We start from the raw sequence: 14,672 nt of genomic DNA on the forward strand, positions 1-14,672 counted from the left end.
TGGGACAATTTCAATTTGATACCGCTTGTTGTTTACGATACGGCGTTCCGCTACCCATACTTAAAAAAGCACGCAGGCTGCCTATAAAATAATCCCAACCGGCTTCACATACGGTATAGCATTCAAAACTTTGGTTTAAGCCCTCGTGTAAAAAATTCAGGGTTGTACCCTGGTTATCGGCGCTTATGGTCCATATCAGTTTAGTGCCCACCCATTCTGCTTTGTTTTTTAAGGAAGCCATATCTATATGTGCTTTATCACATTGCCATACAACACGGCTATTGGGTACTGCTTCAATGATACTGAAGGTTTTTTTTGTTTTTCCGAAGGCAATGTCATATTGGTCGCCGACGTGGGCGGTTGTACCTGTGAGGTCATCACTCCACCAATCGGCAATGTGCCGGGTAATGGCGGCGTAAACTTCATTGGCGGGGTTGATTACGGTGATGGTTTTTTGATAATTGTTCATGGTGTTTTTAACATGATATGCTTTATCAGTTTATTTTTTTTCGGCCAGGAATTGCTCTTCATCTGCTGTTCTTGCAGTACCGGCGGCATTGGGCAAACCTTTACCCGTGCTGATTAGGCTGGCCAGGCTGTTTTGAATGTAATTGGTCCATGCCCCCCGGCAAATTTCGAAACATTCATATTCGGGCACCAGGCCATGATGGGTGAAAACAATTTGCGTTTTGCCATTTTGTTCCGAAATATCGAAGCTGATTTTTGTGCCTTTCCATTCGGTTTTATCCTGGGTAAACTTAAAATAGTTATCCAGCACCAGCCAAACTACTTTTTGGTTGGGGATAACTTCTATTAGCTTTATTTTACAGGTATGGATGTCTTCAAAATGGTAATTAAATTCATCATCCAGTTTGCTGGTGCCGCCTTCAATTTCTTCCGACCACCATCCGCGTACGTTGTTGATGGCATCAAATGCTTCCCTGGGGGTTTGGTTAACCAACAGCGTGGTTGTAAAATCTGGTGTTGTCATTTTTATCAGTTTTGGGTTTGATTGGGAATTGTATGACAAATTTAATGTCTTGATAGCATAAACACAGGGTGTAATATGGACATGTTGACGGGTTGATTTGGACACGATGGTTGGCTATCTTTATTAAAAAAAATCGCCATGAAGCAAGTGCTCATTTTAGTTCCCAAAGGCTACGCCAACCTGGCCAGCGTGGTAGGTACTTTTCAAATACTTAACCGTGCCAATGGCTATTGGCAGCAAATGGGGCATAGGCCTATGATGGAGGTGCGCATAGCCGGATTTGAAACCGAATTAAAACTGGATGGAGGTTTCTTTTCTATTTTTCCGGTAGATATTAATGAAATATCAAAGGCCGACCTGCTCATCATCCCATCTGTCTCGCATGAGTACGACAGGGTACTTAAAGAAAATGCCGCGCTCATAAGTTGGATTGGCGAGCAATATAAGTTGGGGGCCGAGATAGCGAGCATTTGTACCGGCGCGTTTTTATTGGCGGCTACCGGGCTGCTCGATGGTAAAACATGCTCTACCCATTGGAACGCAGCAACTGCTTTTAAGCGGCTTTTCCCGAGCATCGAATTGCATACCGATAAATTGCTTACGGTTGAGCAGGGTATTTATACCAATGGCGGTGCCTACTCTTTTTTGAACCTGGTACTTTTCCTGGTTGAGAAATATTTTGACAGGCAAACGGCTATTTACTGCTCCAAAGTATTCCAGATTGATATGGACCGGACATCGCAATCGCCTTTCAGTATTTTTCAGGCACAAAAAAATCATGGCGATGAGCTGATTGGCAAGGCCCAGAGTTTTATAGAAGAAAACTTACGGGAAAAAATATCCTTTGAAGGGTTGGCCTCTAACCTGGCCATCAGCCGCCGGAATTTCGACAGGCGTTTTATTAAAGCCACCGGGAATACCCCGGTTGAGTACTTGCAGCGTGTAAAAGTAGAAGTGGCCAAAAGTACCCTTGAAAAAGGCCGCAAAAGCATTTTTGAGGTAATGGATCAGGTTGGCTATGCCGATGATAAAGCATTCAGGGAAGTTTTTAAAAAGATAACGGGACTATCGCCGTTGGATTACAGGGCTAAGTATAACAGGGAAGGGTAGGGGTAAATTGGTGGATAATATATTAGAATTTTTGGCAGCCGTAAACTGAAAATTTTTCACCGGATATGAATTTTTTTCAGTTTTTTACCCCCTGTTAGCCTCTGGCATTTTAGTTGCTGAGTTATTATCAGAACACGAAGTTCTGGAGTTTAATTAATTATAAGTTCAATCATTAAATTTATTTAGGAGGACAACCCATGACATTGGTTAAATTTAATCCCGAAAAAAGGAGCAACTCATTACTGCCAGGTTTTAATGACGTTTTTGACTCTATTTTTAACGACACCTTTTTTAACGACCACATGATAGCCCGCGTACCGGCTGCCAACATCAGCGAAACCGCCGAAAACTTTCACATTGAACTGGCTGCGCCCGGCTTAAAAAAGGAAGACTTTAAACTAAACCTTGACCGCAACGTGCTAAGCATCTCTGTTGAACAAGTAACAGAAAACAACAGTGATAAAAAGAATTACAGCAAACGCGAGTACAGTTATAATTCGTTTGTGCGTTCATTCACGCTGCCCGATAGCGCAGACGACAACCGTATTGAAGCTGCTTATACCGATGGCGTACTGAAGGTAAACATTGCCAAAAAAGAAGAAGCCAAAACTGTAAGCAGGCAAATTGAAATTAAATAATCGGCGTGATAAATAATAGTTTAAGAGCCTCCTGGATAAGGGGGCTTTTTTATTTAAAAACAAAGCCCGCAAAAGCTAATCTGCAGGCTTTGTAGTAACACCACACCGCAAGTCTTAGTACGTGTAAGCCAGTTCGGTTACATTATCTTCGTTACCAGAAGGTAATTGTTTTAACTTGCCGGATGCCAGCTCAAATTCAATGTTAGTCCTTACGGTATCATTATAATTGAGTTCGCATTTCTCTTTTGTACCACTGTCAAACGTAACCGTGTTTGACCATCCTGTACTGCCGCAGGTACGATCCCACCAGTTGGAGAAGGCAAGGGTTGGCTTTACTACGGTACCATCTTTGCCCTGGCCACCATCAGTATATTTGGCGTGCAGGTGGCCATGAAAATGCCGGCAGTTACTGTGATCGTTATCTACATCAATAACAGTTTCAACTATGGCAATTTTTTCATTCGGGTCAACCTTTACGGTTAATGTGTAAAACATTGCGGGGCTATAGCCATCGTAGCTTGAAGCAACCGAAGCTTTTATATTAAATTTAAAAGGGTGCAATTTTAAAGCCGGAACAATTTTATCTTCCTGAACCTGGATAATGGCGTTACTGAGGTCCCTGATAAAGTCCGGCTTTGCAACTTCTTCCTCGCTTATTTTCGACAGCTTGTTTACCCAATCGTTGGCAAATGTCCTTGCTTCTTTAAGTTTATCGGTCCTTTGCTGTTTGTCGTCCAGGTGCCATTGCCTAACCAGTTTGTTATCCAGGTTCTCGATGCTTTCTTTGGTGAAATTGGCCATCCATTCTACACGTTCGTAATTTGCGCTATGCAAATCAAGCTGGGCGGGTGTAATGGTGCTATCAAACAGTTTTACATCCTCGTTATTCACGTTTTTAGCAAAGTCGGCAAGGTGCATCCAACTGGTAAGGGTTACTTCGGTTAGGATTGCCAGTTTAGGCGTATCCTGCGCCCTGATTTTGGCAACAGCCTCGGCCATTTCTTTTATCGATGAGCCGCCGGATATATCGGTGCCCATGGTATTCACCATAACAGACATGTTGTATTTGGCTTGTGACCGTTGCAAATCGCTTTCAAAACTGCCTTTTGCATCCAAAAGCGAGTTGTATGATGCACTAACCGCAAGGTCCATCTTAACTTTATCGGCCATGCTGCTGGCATCAATTTTTACCTCGCCGTAAAGCTCGGTGGTTAGCTGGTAGGCAGATATATAAACCGTGCCGTACTTGGCTATAAATTGTTTGGCGTTAGTTTTTAACAGGGCAATGGCATCGGCAGTTAATTTGGCATCGCTGTTAAGGTGCACCCGCCCGTATGATTTGCGGAAAAACGCCACATAGCTTGAAGAAGTTTCTGATATGCTGATATTTTTAACATAGCTGGCCGCTACCGAACCAGATGCCGCACCATATGAGCCGGTAATTTCGGCAGATGCGCGCTGTAATTCGTCTCGTTTGTATACATTGGTACATGCGGCTACTTTGTACCGTGTTTCGGGGCTGGCAGGATCTGATGGTTTAATGGTGCTCCACTCAATAGGCGAAGCTAAAAGGCCAAGGTTTACTACAGTTTGTACCCCCCTGAAAGCCCCGGCGCCTTTTTCGACAGAAAAATTCTTTCCTGTTGCAATAGCATACTGATGAATATCGTTCAGATTGCTGTTCTCTTCGTTTGTCATTTTTTTGATGTGTTAAGTGTTTAAAATATTTTTTTGATTCAGGATATTGGTGATCGCCGACGATGTAAAAGTATAAAGCAGGCCAGATGCCGATATGGCGATTTAGCGGGTATTTATGAGGTGATATTTACCTTTTATTGGGGGGAATAAACAGGGGATAAAGATGGCTGCGGAGAGCAAATTACACTTTAAAACGGCAATAAAAAAACCTTTAGAGTTGGGTCTAAAGGCTTTTCTCTGCTATATATTTTCGAACTTTACGCTATAATAACTACAGCACATGGATACTCCAGAGTTAACAGTAATTGATATTGCACAAACGGCTGCAACCAACAGCACATACACCAATATTCCGGTTGCGCTGGTGAATGACCATGTGGTGAGGATGAGCATTATGACGGAACCTTATTTCTGGCACTTCCACCCGGATTCTGACGAAAGTTTTCTGATCATTGAAGGCTCGGTATTTATCGACCTGGAAGATCGAACTATAGAGTTGCTGCCCAATCAGTTATTTACCATTCCCAAAAATGTGAAACACCGCACCCGGCCAAACGGAAACCGGTCTGTTAACCTCACCTTTGAAAGTGCCGGAATGACTACCGTGCGATTGACTGACCGGTAACATTAACGGTTACCTGCCGTGGCCGCATCAAATACGCGGCAAAAGTTGCCGCCACCTATCTTGCCAATTTCATCTGCGTTAAAACCGGTATTTAGCATTGCCTCTACTACGGTGTAATAGAACCCTGTGTTTTGGTCCGGCCAGGTTTGGTTGGTACCTCCGTCAATTTTGCCACCATTTGGGCCGCCATTAGCGCCATCACGGGGTTTATCGCCCGGAGGAGGGCCATCAGGCCGGTTGCCAGGCATGCCACCGGGTGGCGGGCCTGGCTCGCCCGGTTTGGGACCGAAAGCGGCTCCCGCTGGCCTGTATGCCGGGGTTAGTTTGGTATCTGTACCTATGCAAACATGATCTATCCCTACAACATCAACCAACGCCCTGATATTTTGGGCATACTCCAATGCCGAGCCGGCCAGGTGCGTCCATACGCCGATAACACCTCCTGTATCTGCTACAATTTTAGCCTGATCTTTGCTGATGAGCCGGGGGCGCATCATGCGGGCCATGTTCTCGTTTTGCCCCAATTGGGTATCAAGGCCGGTGTGCGAAATAATTACCGGGTGTTTAGCCACTTTAAGAGCCGCGGCCACTGTTTCGGCGCTGGCATGCCCAAGGTCGACAAGGATGCCCAATCGGTTGCATTCGCGGATAACATCGGCACCGAAAGTGGTAAGGCCGCCCCAGCGTGCGGGATTGGTGAAAACGTCGCCCAGGGGTACAGATGCATCGCTGTCATGCAATAGCGTCAGGTGTCGCAGGCCACGGTTATAGGCTTCTTCAAGCCGTTCGATACGTCCTTCCAGAAAATGACCGCCCTCAACCGATTGGATGACTGTGGGCTGGTGTTTTTTATGGGCCGTGTTAAGGTCGGCCATGTTCAGTGAGCGCTTCATGCCGTTACGGGCCAACTGCCGGTTCATGGAAGCCAGTCCGTTTTTAAACCGTTCGTAGGCATCGCCTGGGTTTTGCAGTTTTTGATAATCTACAGCGAATGTCATGCAGATGGCCGCTAAACCCGACTTTTTCATTTCGCCCGCCAGGTTGATATCCGGACCGGGTACTTCAGCGGCAGTTAGTGGCACGTCGATATGGTTGTGCGTATCTATGCCCAGGGTATCGGCTACTATTTTGGCTACGCGAGGGTCTACCTCATCAATTGCCCAGGCAGCCAGCGGGTTTAGCATTATAGCTGTACCGGCCCCGGCAAGAGTAACCGCAGCCAGGAATTCGCGCCGCGACCATGTTGGTTGAAACTTCTTCATGATTTTAAAATTACAGGATAGCTGTTTTATATCGTTTAAAGGTAGCAACTACCCGGAGTATCGCCTCCTGTAATCGTCGTTTGGCCGGGATGAATAGACGAATTGGCGGATAGAGCCGATGAGGGGGGGAAAGAAGGTACTAAACCTAATACGCTATAGTAACAAAGTTGCTCAAATTAACGCCCATTTTCTTCCATTTGTCCTGGCTTGCTATGCGGGCGTAGCAGTTTTTTGAAAATGGTGTAATTGCTACCGGGAGTACGGTAAGCGGAGTTTCCTTTTTATCCATCCGGCCTTCTATCCACTGAACGGTTATAATAAACTCTCTGTTAACCCTAATGTTATATTGATCCAGGTTGATATTGGTCCAGCCGGTTTTAAAATTATCTACCGTGGCGAAAATTTGTTGGTGACATAGCAATGTGTCGGGCATGGCATTTTTTACGGCGTAAATATTAACCCTGAATTTTATAAAATTGAAGTTGTTTACCGATATGTAAAAGTTGAAATTTTTAATAATGGCTTGTTTTTGGCTGGTTTTATACAGCATCCCCATTTCGGAGCCAATGGTTTCGTCGGCCGTTTTTTTGTTGTGGACCGACACCTGTACAAATTTGCTTACGGCCTGCCGGCCAATAATTTCGGTGTTTGTTGCCCGTATTGCATTTGTAATTGTTACTTCGGCAAGTTGTTGCGGCTTTACTGATAACCGGATTGTTTTATCGGCGGCCGGCGTAAAATCCCTTACCGGAATTTTCAACGCGGCATAGCCAACTATGCTTACCTGGATGGTATCTGCAAAATTATCCTGGCTAATGCCGAAACTGAAATGCCCGGCAGTGTCAGTTACCGTGCCTATAGGCTTGTTTAAAATTCCGACACTTACGTAAGCCAATGCCCTGCTGTTTTCCCTGTCAATTACAATGCCCTTAAGTATAATATTTTCGGCTGTGTTACCCTGGGCAAGAACATGTGAGGTAGTTATAAATACTAGGAAAAGCAATAGTAGCGGTTTTATGGTCATGATGAGGCGGATTGTTATAGGTGAATGCTACATTAACAGTTACGTTGTTTTAACATATTTATTATAAGCTTTATTGATAAATATGTTTTGGTATTAGCTTCTCCACGGGGTATCAGGCCTTCTTTGAACAATCTGCTTGGGGCAAAACGTATAAAAATCCATACATTAGTTTCAACCTACAATCATACGAAGTGCTGCCTGATGTTTTTTACTATCCTGTTTTTTCTTGCTGCTTGTAATAAACAATCGGGACGGAACAACGAAATTACCAAAATTGAGATTGCCACCGGTGGATGTTTTGGCCCTTGCCAATCTACTGTTGTAAGTATCGATAGTTCGCTTTCTTATAAATATTGGGGAGGAGGCCTTTCGTTCATTTTACCTTCAGACACTGGCAAAAAAGAGAAGCTGTTAGGGTATTATTCGGCAAAGATAAGCCGGGCATTTTGGGATACCTTAAACATGAAGCTCGAACATATCAGCTATAAGCATTTGGATACTATATACCAGCACTCCGTTGACGATCAAAGCCTGGAGGTATTTATACATTACGGCAATAAAGTAAAACGCATAAAGGCACAGTCTGCCAGTTTACCTGATGGCGTAGGAGAAGTGCTTTACTATATCATCAGGAGTTATAAAATTGTAAAACCAAAACCAACCCGGGATACCTTCAGGTTCGAATCGGTACAACGGCCCTTTCCGGCACCGGATGTTCGCGGCATCAGGTTTCCTCCGCCAACAAAAATGGAGACAGGGGAATAAATAATTGTTTGACATGGCTGGCTTACGGCCTCATTGACTGGAGCGTTGAAATAGAGATCGGAAGCTGAACACGTGTACGTTTCTTAAATACTTTTATGAAGCTTCCGCCGGGATGCAAATATCGCTATCAGTTAACCAACTGTTTTTTAAACTGGTTGGGGCTAATACCTGTTTCCTTTTTAAAAAGCCTCGAAAAATAGGGCAGGTTTTCAAAGCCGAGTTGGTAAGCTATTTCAGATACGCTTTGATCCTCGCCCTTGAGCCGGTTTTTTGCCTCGTTCACCAGGTAAATATGAATCAGGTCGATAGCGGTTTTGCCGGTTTCCTGTTTCAGGAGATCGCTCAGGTAGCGGGGCGATAGGTTGAGGAGCGAAGCCAGCGTACTTACAGATGGCAAGCCCTGGGCTATTAACAAACCTTTTTTGAAATAAGCAGCCAGCGCATCGTTAAATTTAGACACCGTTTTGCCCGAAAGTTCGCGGCGGTTGATAAACTGGCGCTTATAAAACCGCTGCGAGTATTTCAGCATCGAATCTATGTGGGTAAGCATAATATCGCGGCTATACTCATCGGTGTTGCTGCGGTACTCGGTATCTATCTTGTGATAAAGGTCCCAGATAATTTGTTCTTCCTGTGGCGACAGGTGCAGCGCCTCATTGGTTTCGTAATCAAAAAAGGCATATTTGTTGATGTCGGTATGCAATATATGGCCGTTTAAAAAATCTTCGTGGATGAAGATGATAAAGGCGTCTTCCTCATACTCCACATTGCTAAATTCAATGATTTGCCTGGGTTTTACAAACATCATGCTGCCGTTATCATGATCGTATTTGGTACGGCCATACCTGATAATACCCGATACAAGTTTTTTAAATCCAATCATATAAAAATCGGATGTAAATTCCCGCTCGCCAAAAAGGCTGCAGGTTTTATTGCAGCGTTGGATGCTTATCAGCGGGTTTTCGGGTGGGGCAAAGCCGTTGGCGCGGTGCATATCGGCTAAATTTTTAAAATGCTGCATAACCTTTAAATAATGAAACAAATTTACGCCGAAAACCGGCGTAAATTATGTCAGTACAATACCATTAAAATATTATTTGCCCTGTGCGGCAGCCGATACTTCTTTCCAGCTATCCCACTCGGCATACCGGCTTTCATAAACCTGCTTAACCCAAGGGTATGCCTGGCTGCCAAGGAACAAACGCAGCGGCGGGTTTTCGCTGTCAATCAGCTTTAACACAGCATCGCTGGTTGCTTCGGGGATACCAAAAATATCATCAGTTAAACCGGCCTGGAATGCCGCGCGTACACCTTCATACTCGGGCATGGCCACAGTTTGTGCAGATGATGCGCCGGCCCAGTCGGTTGCAAAACCGTTAGGTTCAATAAGGGACACTTTTATGCCAAAGCCTTTAACCTCGGCAGCCAGCGTTTCGCTTAAGCCTTCCACAGCAAATTTTGACGCGTTATATAAACCCAGTACTGGTAAAGTAGCATGGCCCAATACGCTCGAAACCTGGATAATGTGGCCATAGCCCTGTTGGCGCATTACCGGCAGTACAGCCTGGCTTAGCCATAGCAGGCCAAAAAAGTTGGTTTCTATTTGTCCGCGGGCTTCCTGCTCGGTGGTTTCTTCAATGGTGCCAAATAAACCGTAGCCTGCGTTGTTAATCAATACATCTATGCTGCCAAAGTGCTCTTTAGCTTTGTTGATAGCCGCAACGCCGGCTGCGCGGTCGTTTACATCCAGTTGCAGGGGTAAAATGTTGTCGCCATATTTGGCTACCAGGTCGTCAAGAGTGCCCAGGTCGCGGGCGGTTGCTACTACTTTATCGCCGCGTTGCAGTAATGCTTCGGCCCATAATTTACCGAAACCACGTGAGGCGCCGGTAATGAAAATTGTTTTTGCCATTGTTTTGTTGTTTTAATTATGACACAAATGTAGAGCGCCTTTTGCAGCCCGATTTATACGGAAGTGGGGAAGAATGATACATTTTAACGTAAGCAAGGCAGGATGGTAATTGGAGTGTCATGATGAGGTTAAAACAATAAAATTGATTGGCAAACTGCGGTAATGGCTTGGTATTATTTGTGATTGACCGGTAAAACGACCTATGCTTTGCGATGGATTGATAAATCACAAGTCATCCGCCCGCAGAAACCGAATAAGGCTTGCACTAAGTGGTACATGGATACTATAAATGTCCAAAGCTCATTTACCCAGTTCTTCAGCCAGGCCGATAAGAAGCCCCTCGGCTCCGCGAATGTAGCAGAGCCGGTATGAGTTCTCGTACTGTACCACTTCGCCTACAAGCTGGGCACCTTGCTTGCTGAGCCTGGCTACCATTTCGTCGAGGTTTTCAACGGTGAACATTGCACGCAGGTAGCCCAGGGCGTTCACGGGGGCCGTGCGGTGGTCTGAAATTACGGGCGGGTTAACAAATCGCGAAAGCTCAAGGCGGTTATGTCCATCCGGGGTAACCATCATGGCAATTTCTACGCGCTGGGAACCCAGCCCGGTAATGCGACCTGCCCATTCACCTTCCACGGTAGCCCGGCCTTCAAGCTTTAGTCCTATTTCTGAAAAAAAGGATATCACGGTATCGAGTGATTCCACAACGATGCCCATATTGTCCATTCTTATTAATTTGTTTTCTGCCATAGTTTTATCTCCTTATAAATAAAAAGTAACGATGTTCATTGAAGTATTGTTTGCAAACTTCAATGAAGTTAAACGCATTAAATTGTATAAATCGGAACCGGAGTCGATGGCAATTCTCCAATCCCTCCGCTCATCTTCAACAAAAAAAACTGAAATAAATTTGCGCAACTCAAAAGTTGCATATATATTTGCAACCTGAAGGTTGCTTATTTGGATTTTATAATATGAAACAGGATATATTCCAGGCGATAGCCGACCCAACACGAAGGGCTATTTTAACGTTAATTGCCATACAGGCATTAACACCCAATGCCATGGCCCAAAAATTTGATATGACCCGACAAGCCGTATCAAAACATATTAAGGTATTACACGAATGCGATTTGATTAAACCCGAGCAGAGTGGCCGGGAGATTTATTATCACTTTAACGCAAAAAAAATGCAGGAATTCGACAATTGGTTAGCCCAGTTCAGGCAAAGCTGGGAAACACAATTCAATCAACTGGACCAACTATTATCAACAATTAAAAAAACAGAAAAATGAACAACGACTTGCTATTTGATTTTAACGTTGACAAAGCAGCGAAAACGGTATTTATAACCAGGGAATTTAATGCCGGCCAATCTTTAGTATGGGATGCCTTTACCAAAGCCGAACTGCTTGACCAATGGGGGGCACCTGCACCTATGCGCGCCAAAACCAAGTATATGAATTTTGAAGTAGGCGGGCGGCGATTTTACGCGATGATAAGCCCCGACGGGCAGGAGCGTTGGGCTGTGCAGGAATTTACATCCATTACCCCGAAAACCAATTTTAAGATGTACAACGCGTTTGCTGATAAAGACGAAAATCGTGAGCTGCCTGGATCTGATTGGGATTACAATTTCAGCGAACAAAACGGCGTAACCAAAGTGGACATTACCATTTTTAATGAATCGTTTGAGCGCATGGAGAAATTATTGGAGGGCTTCAAAATAGGCTTTACCATGACATTAAAAAACCTGGAAGAGCTGTTATCAACTTTATCTTAAGAATTTATAAACCGAAACATTAACAATTAAAACATAAAAATCATGAGAGCAATTAATCCCTGGATCAACTTCAATGGAAATGCCGAAGAAGCATTCACTTTTTACAAATCAGTTTTTGGCGGCGAGTTTACAAAGATCATTCGTTTTAAGGACATGGCAGGCATGGGTTTTGAGGTGCCCGAAAATGAGGCCAATAAACTCATGCACATTGCCTTGCCGCTTGGCAAACACAACGTACTAATAGCCAACGATGTTCCCGAATTTATGGGACGCGTAAGCGAAAATGAAAACAGGTCGAAAATATTAGTTAATGCCGAAAGCCGTGAAGAGGCCGATAAAATATTTAACGGCCTGTCGGCAGGCGGAGATGTTGAAGGCCCCATTGGCGACAGTCCCTGGGGTACATACGCCGGAATGTTCAGGGACAAATATGGGATTGAATGGATTGTGGAATTTGATGCGAGTTATAACGGGTAAGTTATTTCCATTCGGGTCTCTCCCCGCCGCGACTGAAGCTCTTTTAAGCAATGAAAAAATCCCTGCTTCCGGAAGAAAGCAGGGATTTGAAAGAAACTTATATTTTGAAACAATTATTTTGCGTTTTGGTGAAGCCACCGTCAACCAGTAATCCCGTCCCATTGTCGTTCATTTTTGGGGTTGATGGATTTAAAACCCATACATACCACCAGAAACAGAAATTTGCTCGCCCGTAATCCAGGCTGCGTCATCCGAAGCAAGGAAAACGGCAGCTTTCGCAATATCTTCGGGTTGGCCTCTGCGGCCAAGTGGTGTTTTTTCAACAAACATCTTTTCATACTCACTCCCGGCGGTAACGCCCGCGCTGGCTGCACCTTCTGTTGCCGTAGCGCCTGGCAAAATAGAGTTGATACGAACGTTTTTAATACCCAACTCCTTAGATAAAGCTATTGTGAAGGCATCCAATGCCGCTTTAGTTGATGAGTACAATGAGGCATTTTGAAGAGGGTATTTACTTGCACCCGAACTGATGTTGATAATGTTTCCACCCTTATCGCCGAAAAGTTTCAAAGCTGCCTGGATGGTCAATATTGGGCCTAACACATTCACGTTGAAACTTTGGTGGAAATCTTCAACCGAAATTTGTTCAATAGGCGCATATCCCTGAGATACCGCGTTATTTACTAAAACGTCCAGCGCGCCGAAAGCACTCGCAGTTTCTTCAAACAGCCTGGTTACATCGGCTCCTTTAGATACATCTGCCTGTATTGCAATGGCTATGCCTCCATTATCGGTTATCTCCTTAACCACCTTATCTGCGCCTTCTTTACTTGAGGCATAATTTACTACTACTTTTGCCCCTGCTGCCGCGAAGTGTTTGGCAATAGATGCGCCTATTCCTTTTGAAGCACCGGTAACTACCGCTACTTTGTTTTTTAATTTACTCATTTGAAAATTATTTTAATTATTTAAAGACACGGGTTACATCCCCGCGCCGGTGTGAGGTTAATTATTTAGCCAAATAAGTCATACCGCCGTCAACAAGGAGTTCGGCACCAAGCATAAACGAGGAATCGTCAGAAGCCAGGAAAACCGCTGTTTTGCCAATGTCGGCTGGTTGCCCAATCCGGCCTATGGGCATTTGATCTGCAAAGTGTTTTTTTACCGCTTCCATTTGTTCTGCAGGAACAAACTTGTCGAACGCGGGTGTATCTGTTGTACCGGGTGTTATCACATTTGCCCTGATCTTTCTATCTAAAAGGTCGCTTGAAAATCCTTTGGCTAAATAGATAACAGCTGCTTTAGCAGCGCCGTATAACGTAAAATTTGCATATGCCCGGTGGGCAGCATTTGACCCGATCAAAATAATAGAACCGCCATTATTCATATGGGGTAATGCTTTTTGAACAGTGAAGTAAACACTTTTCAGGTTCAGGTCAATGGCCTTATCAAAGTCGGCCTCGCTAAAAGTTGCCACAGTTCCTACAGTTCCGGCACCTGCATTGGCTACAATCACGTCTATTTTGCCAAATTTTTCAGCTGTTGCTGCAAACACCCTTTCCAGATCGGCAAGATTGGTCACGTCGGCATTTATGGCTATAAAATTATCGCCAAGCTGGGCTACAGCGCTATCTAAAGTTTTCTGGTTTCTGCCTACGATAGCTCCTACAGCACCTTCATTTTTAAATTCTTGCGCAATGCCAAATCCTATACCACTGTTGCCACCTGTAATCACCACAACTTTGTTTTTTAATCTATTCATTTTAATTGATATTTAAATTTATTTCACAAAGGTACTGTCAATAGTTTATCTTTGTAACTATTGATAGTATATTCTGGTTACCATCGGGTAACTACAATTTTTAAAAATATGAGAGACGACAGATTTTGCAGTTCGAACTGCCCGTTTACGAGAGCTATTGGCACTATTGGCAATAAATGGAAGCCAATAATTATAAATGTAATTGGCACCCGTACCATCCGTTTTGGTCAGTTGGATTCTATAATACCACTCATTTCAAGGAAAGTACTAACCGAACAACTAAAAGAGCTGGAAGAAGACGGACTATTGGAAAGATTGGCCTATAAAGAATTACCGCCAAGGGTAGAGTATAAGCTGTCTGAAAAAGGCTTAGCTTTTTTGCCGATTTTAGAACACATCAAAGAATGGAATTTAAAATATGAAATAGCTTTAATACCTAAAGAGACCGATAGAATAACTTATGCCAGGTAGTGTAAAATAGAGACCGGACAATGAACGGGAAATGGAAGATCTCGTTTTAGCACAGGTCTTGTGTATGGGGCTTTGAGCAATGGGTGACCTGTGCTTCGCGAGTGTCTTGTAAAATAAGTCATAAATCATCAGCCCACAGGCAGCCACGCAAGGC

Annotated in this window: 18 protein-coding genes; 8 read left to right on the forward strand and 10 right to left on the reverse strand. The window is 44.1% G+C overall.

The window, feature by feature from the left end; translation table 11 throughout:
- Nucleotides 1-10 precede the first annotated feature (10 nt).
- Nucleotides 11-469, reverse strand: coding sequence for an SRPBCC family protein (locus tag FSB76_RS20610; protein ID WP_147056664.1), 459 nt, complete (start codon nt 467-469; stop codon nt 11-13).
- A 30-nt stretch (nt 470-499) separates the two neighbouring features.
- Nucleotides 500-991, reverse strand: a complete 492-nt coding sequence (locus FSB76_RS20615) for an SRPBCC family protein (RefSeq protein WP_147056666.1) — start codon at nt 989-991, stop codon at nt 500-502.
- Nucleotides 992-1,129: 138 nt separating this feature from the next.
- Between FSB76_RS20615 and FSB76_RS20620 the strand changes: the two genes are divergently transcribed.
- Together FSB76_RS20620 and FSB76_RS20625 are read left to right on the forward strand one after the other, a co-directional pair.
- A complete protein-coding gene (locus tag FSB76_RS20620) occupies nt 1,130-2,101 on the forward strand; it encodes a GlxA family transcriptional regulator (protein ID WP_147056668.1) in 972 nt (323 codons plus the stop codon).
- Nucleotides 2,102-2,298: 197 nt separating this feature from the next.
- Entirely contained in the window at nt 2,299-2,739 is a 441-nt protein-coding gene (locus tag FSB76_RS20625; RefSeq protein WP_147056670.1) for an Hsp20/alpha crystallin family protein, read from the forward strand.
- A 114-nt stretch (nt 2,740-2,853) separates the two neighbouring features.
- Here FSB76_RS20625 and FSB76_RS20630 read toward each other — a convergent pair whose 3' ends face one another.
- On the reverse strand, nt 2,854-4,437 hold the full coding sequence (locus FSB76_RS20630; protein WP_147056672.1) for a hypothetical protein: 1,584 nt from the start codon (nt 4,435-4,437) through the stop codon (nt 2,854-2,856).
- A gap of 280 nt (nt 4,438-4,717) precedes the next feature.
- Here FSB76_RS20630 and FSB76_RS20635 point away from each other — a divergent pair, with 280 nt between their 5' ends.
- Nucleotides 4,718-5,062, forward strand: a complete 345-nt coding sequence (locus FSB76_RS20635) for a cupin domain-containing protein (protein ID WP_147056674.1) — start codon at nt 4,718-4,720, stop codon at nt 5,060-5,062.
- A 2-nt stretch (nt 5,063-5,064) separates the two neighbouring features.
- Here FSB76_RS20635 and FSB76_RS20640 read toward each other — a convergent pair whose 3' ends face one another.
- Together FSB76_RS20640 and FSB76_RS20645 are read right to left on the reverse strand one after the other, a co-directional pair.
- On the reverse strand, nt 5,065-6,324 hold the full coding sequence (locus FSB76_RS20640; protein ID WP_147056676.1) for a dipeptidase: 1,260 nt from the start codon (nt 6,322-6,324) through the stop codon (nt 5,065-5,067).
- Between the two features lie 145 nt (nt 6,325-6,469).
- On the reverse strand, nt 6,470-7,327 hold the full coding sequence (locus FSB76_RS20645; protein ID WP_158642945.1) for a carboxypeptidase-like regulatory domain-containing protein: 858 nt from the start codon (nt 7,325-7,327) through the stop codon (nt 6,470-6,472).
- 222 nt (nt 7,328-7,549) lie between these two features.
- On the opposite strand from FSB76_RS20645, the gene FSB76_RS20650 reads away from it, so the two are divergent.
- A complete protein-coding gene (locus FSB76_RS20650; protein WP_147056680.1) occupies nt 7,550-8,113 on the forward strand; it encodes a DUF6438 domain-containing protein in 564 nt (187 codons plus the stop codon).
- Between the two features lie 127 nt (nt 8,114-8,240).
- On the opposite strand, the gene FSB76_RS20655 is transcribed toward FSB76_RS20650, so the two are convergent.
- From FSB76_RS20655 to FSB76_RS20665, 3 genes are all read right to left on the reverse strand, one after another.
- Complete coding sequence (locus FSB76_RS20655) at nt 8,241-9,134, reverse strand: helix-turn-helix domain-containing protein (RefSeq protein WP_147056682.1); 894 nt, start codon at nt 9,132-9,134, stop codon at nt 8,241-8,243.
- 72 nt (nt 9,135-9,206) lie between these two features.
- On the reverse strand, nt 9,207-10,025 hold the full coding sequence (locus tag FSB76_RS20660; protein WP_147056684.1) for an SDR family NAD(P)-dependent oxidoreductase: 819 nt from the start codon (nt 10,023-10,025) through the stop codon (nt 9,207-9,209).
- Between the two features lie 300 nt (nt 10,026-10,325).
- Nucleotides 10,326-10,775, reverse strand: a complete 450-nt coding sequence (locus tag FSB76_RS20665; protein ID WP_147056686.1) for a VOC family protein — start codon at nt 10,773-10,775, stop codon at nt 10,326-10,328.
- 224 nt (nt 10,776-10,999) lie between these two features.
- Between FSB76_RS20665 and FSB76_RS20670 the strand changes: the two genes are divergently transcribed.
- The 3 genes from FSB76_RS20670 to FSB76_RS20680 are packed head-to-tail and all read left to right on the forward strand — an operon-like array spanning nt 11,000 to nt 12,285.
- Nucleotides 11,000-11,320 (forward strand): ArsR/SmtB family transcription factor, encoded by a 321-nt coding sequence (locus FSB76_RS20670; RefSeq protein WP_090644261.1) that lies wholly within the window; start codon nt 11,000-11,002, stop codon nt 11,318-11,320.
- Nucleotides 11,317-11,808 carry an SRPBCC family protein gene (locus tag FSB76_RS20675; RefSeq protein ID WP_147056688.1) on the forward strand — a complete coding sequence of 164 codons (492 nt, stop codon included), beginning with the start codon at nt 11,317-11,319 and terminating at the stop codon, nt 11,806-11,808. Before FSB76_RS20670 ends, FSB76_RS20675 begins: the two co-directional genes overlap by 4 nt.
- Before the next feature lie 42 nt (nt 11,809-11,850).
- Nucleotides 11,851-12,285, forward strand: coding sequence for a VOC family protein (locus FSB76_RS20680; RefSeq protein WP_147056690.1), 435 nt, complete (start codon nt 11,851-11,853; stop codon nt 12,283-12,285).
- Between the two features lie 189 nt (nt 12,286-12,474).
- Here FSB76_RS20680 and FSB76_RS20685 read toward each other — a convergent pair whose 3' ends face one another.
- Both FSB76_RS20685 and FSB76_RS20690 read right to left on the reverse strand, forming a co-directional pair.
- Nucleotides 12,475-13,233 carry an SDR family NAD(P)-dependent oxidoreductase gene (locus FSB76_RS20685; RefSeq protein WP_147056693.1) on the reverse strand — a complete coding sequence of 253 codons (759 nt, stop codon included), beginning with the start codon at nt 13,231-13,233 and terminating at the stop codon, nt 12,475-12,477.
- 61 nt (nt 13,234-13,294) lie between these two features.
- The gene (locus FSB76_RS20690) at nt 13,295-14,047 is read right to left on the reverse strand and encodes a glucose 1-dehydrogenase (RefSeq protein WP_147056695.1); all 753 of its coding nucleotides are present in this window, start codon (nt 14,045-14,047) and stop codon (nt 13,295-13,297) included.
- A gap of 108 nt (nt 14,048-14,155) precedes the next feature.
- Here FSB76_RS20690 and FSB76_RS20695 point away from each other — a divergent pair, with 108 nt between their 5' ends.
- Nucleotides 14,156-14,518: a winged helix-turn-helix transcriptional regulator gene (locus FSB76_RS20695; protein WP_147056697.1), complete on the forward strand. Its 363-nt coding sequence runs from the start codon at nt 14,156-14,158 to the stop codon at nt 14,516-14,518.
- Nucleotides 14,519-14,672 lie beyond the last annotated feature (154 nt).

This window comes from Mucilaginibacter ginsenosidivorax, assembly GCF_007971525.1.
Lineage (GTDB): Bacteria > Bacteroidota > Bacteroidia > Sphingobacteriales > Sphingobacteriaceae > Mucilaginibacter > Mucilaginibacter ginsenosidivorax.

What these genes read in the sequence shown, in the direction of transcription:
- FSB76_RS20610 (WP_147056664.1), bottom strand. Translation starts at nt 469, where the DNA reads ATGAACAATTATCAAAAAACCATCACCGTAATCAACCCCGCCAATGAA.
- FSB76_RS20615 (WP_147056666.1), bottom strand. Translation starts at nt 991, where the DNA reads ATGACAACACCAGATTTTACAACCACGCTGTTGGTTAACCAAACCCCC.
- FSB76_RS20620 (WP_147056668.1), top strand. Translation starts at nt 1,130, where the DNA reads ATGAAGCAAGTGCTCATTTTAGTTCCCAAAGGCTACGCCAACCTGGCC.
- FSB76_RS20625 (WP_147056670.1), top strand. Translation starts at nt 2,299, where the DNA reads ATGACATTGGTTAAATTTAATCCCGAAAAAAGGAGCAACTCATTACTG.
- FSB76_RS20630 (WP_147056672.1), bottom strand. Translation starts at nt 4,437, where the DNA reads ATGACAAACGAAGAGAACAGCAATCTGAACGATATTCATCAGTATGCT.
- FSB76_RS20635 (WP_147056674.1), top strand. Translation starts at nt 4,718, where the DNA reads ATGGATACTCCAGAGTTAACAGTAATTGATATTGCACAAACGGCTGCA.
- FSB76_RS20640 (WP_147056676.1), bottom strand. Translation starts at nt 6,324, where the DNA reads ATGAAGAAGTTTCAACCAACATGGTCGCGGCGCGAATTCCTGGCTGCG.
- FSB76_RS20650 (WP_147056680.1), top strand. Translation starts at nt 7,550, where the DNA reads ATGTTTTTTACTATCCTGTTTTTTCTTGCTGCTTGTAATAAACAATCG.
- FSB76_RS20655 (WP_147056682.1), bottom strand. Translation starts at nt 9,134, where the DNA reads ATGCAGCATTTTAAAAATTTAGCCGATATGCACCGCGCCAACGGCTTT.
- FSB76_RS20660 (WP_147056684.1), bottom strand. Translation starts at nt 10,025, where the DNA reads ATGGCAAAAACAATTTTCATTACCGGCGCCTCACGTGGTTTCGGTAAA.
- FSB76_RS20665 (WP_147056686.1), bottom strand. Translation starts at nt 10,775, where the DNA reads ATGGCAGAAAACAAATTAATAAGAATGGACAATATGGGCATCGTTGTG.
- FSB76_RS20670 (WP_090644261.1), top strand. Translation starts at nt 11,000, where the DNA reads ATGAAACAGGATATATTCCAGGCGATAGCCGACCCAACACGAAGGGCT.
- FSB76_RS20675 (WP_147056688.1), top strand. Translation starts at nt 11,317, where the DNA reads ATGAACAACGACTTGCTATTTGATTTTAACGTTGACAAAGCAGCGAAA.
- FSB76_RS20680 (WP_147056690.1), top strand. Translation starts at nt 11,851, where the DNA reads ATGAGAGCAATTAATCCCTGGATCAACTTCAATGGAAATGCCGAAGAA.
- FSB76_RS20685 (WP_147056693.1), bottom strand. Translation starts at nt 13,233, where the DNA reads ATGAGTAAATTAAAAAACAAAGTAGCGGTAGTTACCGGTGCTTCAAAA.
- FSB76_RS20690 (WP_147056695.1), bottom strand. Translation starts at nt 14,047, where the DNA reads ATGAATAGATTAAAAAACAAAGTTGTGGTGATTACAGGTGGCAACAGT.
- FSB76_RS20695 (WP_147056697.1), top strand. Translation starts at nt 14,156, where the DNA reads ATGAGAGACGACAGATTTTGCAGTTCGAACTGCCCGTTTACGAGAGCT.